Raw genomic sequence first — 289 nt, 5'->3', positions numbered from 1 at the left:
CTTGACTAAGGTTAAGAGTTGCGACTCCACGATCAAGGTTTACGTATAAAGAGTCGGTCTTAACAATTTGACTGTCTTTTGTCGTCATATGGTTCTCAATCCTTTCTTATCTCCGTTGACTTTAATTATAGTCTATTTTAAGAGCAAAATGAAAATAAAATTAAAAATATATCATATTCTTTGGGGGATAGTCAAATTATAGTTGTGTTAAAATGCTAATAGAGCAACAATGTAAGGGGTTAAATTATGGATATAAAATGTAGTGATACGTTAGCAGTTTCAATGCATC

It is taken from the genome of Bartonella sp. CL63NXGY (genome assembly GCF_042194905.1).
Classification (GTDB): Bacteria; Pseudomonadota; Alphaproteobacteria; order Rhizobiales; family Rhizobiaceae; genus Bartonella.
This window is presented reverse-complemented; position numbering follows the sequence as displayed.